The organism is uncultured Capnocytophaga sp. (assembly GCF_963525585.1).
In the GTDB taxonomy this organism is placed as follows: Bacteria; Bacteroidota; Bacteroidia; order Flavobacteriales; family Flavobacteriaceae; genus Capnocytophaga.
Genome location: NZ_CAURLX010000076.1, coordinates 1 through 4299, shown reverse-complemented (window position 1 = coordinate 4299; position 4299 = coordinate 1). Strand labels below are relative to the sequence as shown.

The 4299-nt window shown below is 38.2% G+C and carries 1 pseudogene; it reads left to right on the top strand.

The features are described 5' to 3' along the window. Positions 1-4299: pseudogene (locus RYK20_RS10675) on the top strand (gliding motility-associated C-terminal domain-containing protein); the annotation flags it as partial.

Below are 4299 nucleotides of genomic sequence, written 5' to 3'. Positions count from 1 at the left end.
GATTGCCATATTGCTGTCTTTTGTTCAGGCAAAAGCACAGACAATAATAGCAAGTGCTGTGGCAGAGAATGATGTTCATTTTGCCAAACAAAACTTTGAAGTAGGTAAGCTTACTGTTAGCTTGGCGCTTCCTGCGGGTACGACAGGGACAGTGGAAGTTACTTTAGGTAATGGAATAGAATATGTGCCCAATTCTCTTGTGAAGGAGAATGGAACGCTCACTATTGCACATAACACCTCTTCTCCCGTTACCAAACCTGTTTTTACACTAACAGGATCAGGGAATATTGAGTTCTCTATTAAGAGAAAAGTAACTAAGAATGCTTCGGCTACACTATTCTCCAATCAGAATACCTTTAAGGATACAGTGAAGGTAACCCTTTCTTCAGGAGTTTCAGACCAGAAGGAGGCTACTTATACCCCTGTGATTCCTGTCATTATTGTGACTCCTTCAGAATCTGCTCACAATAACGCCTCTGGAACAAGTGTGAAAACTTTTACTCTTGAGAACACAGGAGATGGAGCTACTCGAGATATTTATTTTTCTGTAAAGTATCCTTCAGGAGTAACAAGTGTAGAAATCAAGGGACCTGATGGGAGTGTTCTTTCTCCTGTGGGAAATGTTCCAGCTGGGATAGGTAACAATACAGGGGTAGCCCTTTATAAGGTTACTAGTACTTCACCAGCAGGATTTAAGAAGGCTGATAAGGTTACTATTAGTGAAAAATATACCGTAACGGGTTGTCAGTCCAATCGTCAGATAATATATGAAGCCTATTGGGGTGAAAGTCCTGCAATACTCTATCAAGTACGTGATTCTGGTAGGGCTATTAATGTAACTACTGGTACTCCAAAAATAGAAATAGATCCTGATAAAAACCATACTTACTTTACTTGGAAGGATGGAATTTGTGGGGCTACATTAGGAACATTTACCGTACAGTATGTCAATAATGGTACTGGTAATGCAACTGCTTATGATGTACAATTGAATATAACCCCATATCTTTCTGGGAAACAGTTTACGAATCACAAGCCTGCTAATTTCCGCATAGTAGCTACTGATGGAACAGAATATCCTATTACTTCAGTAACCCCTAATGGAAATGAGATAGTATATCGAAAAGCACCTTTGAAGGAACTGCCAGCTTTGGCGGAAGGACTTTTGACAGGTAAGGATATAGGACTTACCGATGTAGATGGGGATGGTTTCAGAGATGATTTTCCTATCAATGCTAAGTTCAAGATACGTTTTGATATGGTTAAAAATCAAGGTGTTAAGTGCTTGCAAGAGGATGAGAGAGTCTTTAGTGTTTCCCCTCATTCTAACTTTGAATATAAGGATGCCTGTGGTGTATCAAGAACATCTCCTGCACAGGCAGTTACTAGCTATACATACAGACGCTTAATAGCAGGAGTTACCGATTCTTCTAAGTTTCCTGTAGAACTTCCTAAAGATGTTTCCAAATTTGGATACCTTATTTTTGGAAGTACTACTTATATAGCTTTTGAAAAGACACAAGGACAAGATAATAAGAATAACGATAGTCGTTTTAAATACGAAATAAAGCTGCCCACAGGAGTAAGCTTGAAAAATGTTAAATATTACAGAGGAAATGACTTTGGAGCTCCCCTAGATGGGCCTATACCTCTATCTGATATAGGGGCAGGAGGCACCCTTTCTTATACTTCACCTCATCCGGATAAGGGATATATAACTTTTGATATGGTACTTTCTAACCCCTGTGTTTCGGGGGATGTTGAGGTACAATATAGTATTACCCATTTGGATAAAAATGCAAATGGTACTTATTGTCCGTTACCTTTGTTATGTAACAAAAGGACTATTAAGGCTATTTGTCCAGGAAACTGTTCCAATGATGGTCCTAGAATGATCAGCACTAAGACAGAACGAGCAGATAATTCTTATGGTTGGAAGGATTATACAATGACTACACGTGTAACCCGTGCAGAAGTATCAGAGGCAGAACGCCAACGTAGTTTATATCTGGATGAAATAGAAGTAATGGCTGAAGGAGAACAAGGAACTACTTCCTCTAATAACCTATTCTATCACGCAAAGGTTACAAAAAGAGCTGACTTGTTGCCTAAGAAAATAACTGTTAAAGTAGGAACACATCAGGTAACCTTGCAAGCAACAGATCCTAATGTACTTACAAAAGGATCCACTGCCGATGGAAATTTCTTCCGTTGGAATCTTACTTCCGCACTGCCTTCAGGAACTTTGAATGCAGGACAAAAATTCTCTGTGGTAGCTACCTATCAAGTGAAGAATAATGGTTCTTCAAGAGGTGACTCTTCTTTTGCAAAGGATACTCAGTCTGCTGCAGAATCATTCTTCTATATGTTGGCCAATGCAAATGATACAGATATTAACACACAGGGCTATCATACAAGAGAATTGCACTGTGGTGCCAAACAGACGCCAACTTTCTATATTGCAGAAACTTATACATTAATAGGTACTAATGCCTATAACATAAAAGCTTGTGAAGTGACCAATATAGGTAGTAATCAGGTGTATTTAGCACGACGTTTTACCTCTTCAGGTTCTTATTTTATGGATGAGTTCCGCCCTTCAAGAAGGATTAAGTCCATAAAAATTAAAATACCTTCTACTTATAATATGGTCAGAGACGCACAATATGAGTACAGAAGGAAATATACAGATTGGGCATCTGGAGCCAATGAGGTAAAAATACCTTTGACTAGCTTTACTATAACAGATGATGGTACATATAAGACATATACTTATGTGAATCCTCCTAAGGGAAGTCCAGGATATTTGCATCCAGGAGAAATCTCAATAGAAAACGGGTATGAATCTAGTGTAAGAACTTGGTTACAAGCCACTTGTGCTTCGAAAGTGTTTGTGAATGAAGCGCAAGCTACTGCAGATAACCAGCACGTATATGCCGATATAGAGTTTGAAGATTTTTATTATCACTATGCAGCTAATGGAGGAAGTGAAATAGTTACCGAATCTCATCACGAATCCATTAAATATTCTGAAAAGCCTGCAATCAATCTCCTTACTCAAACCTCTCAAAATATTACAGCTAATAAGAGAGAGCAGCATATCAATTTCCAAATTACCAATACCAGTCTCTCTGATGCTCCTTATGGTTGGGTATCAGTACCTGATGTAGTAGGGATCAATGTATTAGGCTTGGAGGAGGTCAATGCCTCTGGGAATACCCTCAGAACATTCTCTGTAGCCACAGGCATCTCTGGGGAAAAGATGTTCTTCCTCAATTCAGATGGACAAAGTGGTACCATTGCCAAAGGAGCAGTTAAGCGTTACAGACTTAAGTATGAGATTACCAACTGTACTAAGGCTAATATTACTTTCGACTTATATGCAGGGTGGAATTGTAATAGTAATCCTACACAAGGATATACTAAAACATGTAATGATAATAAGATAACATATAATGTAAAAATAGCGAAAAGCCTTAAGCAGATAACACCTAGTGCCTCTAACCCAGGAGGAGGAACAGGAATAGGAAATATCTCCATGTGTCAGAAGACAAAGTATGAATATACTGTTAATAGTGGAGATCAGGGAGATATCTTTGATGCAAAACTAGTTATCATAAAGCAGAGAGGACTTACTATCTCTGATGTAGAAATAGAATATCCTTTAGGAAGTGGAACCAAATTTTCCAATATAACACCTGTAGAAAGTAATAATAAAATTACTTATGACCTTACTTCTATTTTCCCAGGAGGAAGCTTGCCTGGAAGTATTTCAGAAAGTAATGTGAATAAGCGAAACTTTAAGCTGATCTTTATGGTGAAGCCTGATTGTGAATTTACAGCAGGTTCTTCCTTTGATATTGATATAGAAGGAAATAACCTCTGTGGAGATCCTGCTGAAGGAGACCGTAGCAAAGCTATTATCGCTGGAATACAAGGAGTGGATGTCAATAAATATAAAGTAAATAATTCACTTACTTTAGAGCCAGGAGGCAACGCCAATGCTTGTGCTTCTCCTAGTTATGCTATTTACAAAGGGAAACATATCATTGTAGATACTTCAATCCCTGTGGGTACCTTCTCAACAGGAGATAAGGGATTGGTAGTGATACGTATTCCAAAAGGATTTGAGTATGTAGCAAATTCATTTACAGTAGGAAATAAGAGTAAAACTACTTTTGCAGATCCTTCCTTACCTACCAATCCTATTGCTCAAGTAGGTGATGAAGAATCCGAATTGAGTATCAAGATTCCACAAGGAATGAAAAATGCGGATTTCTTTGAATACACCATTAAGAT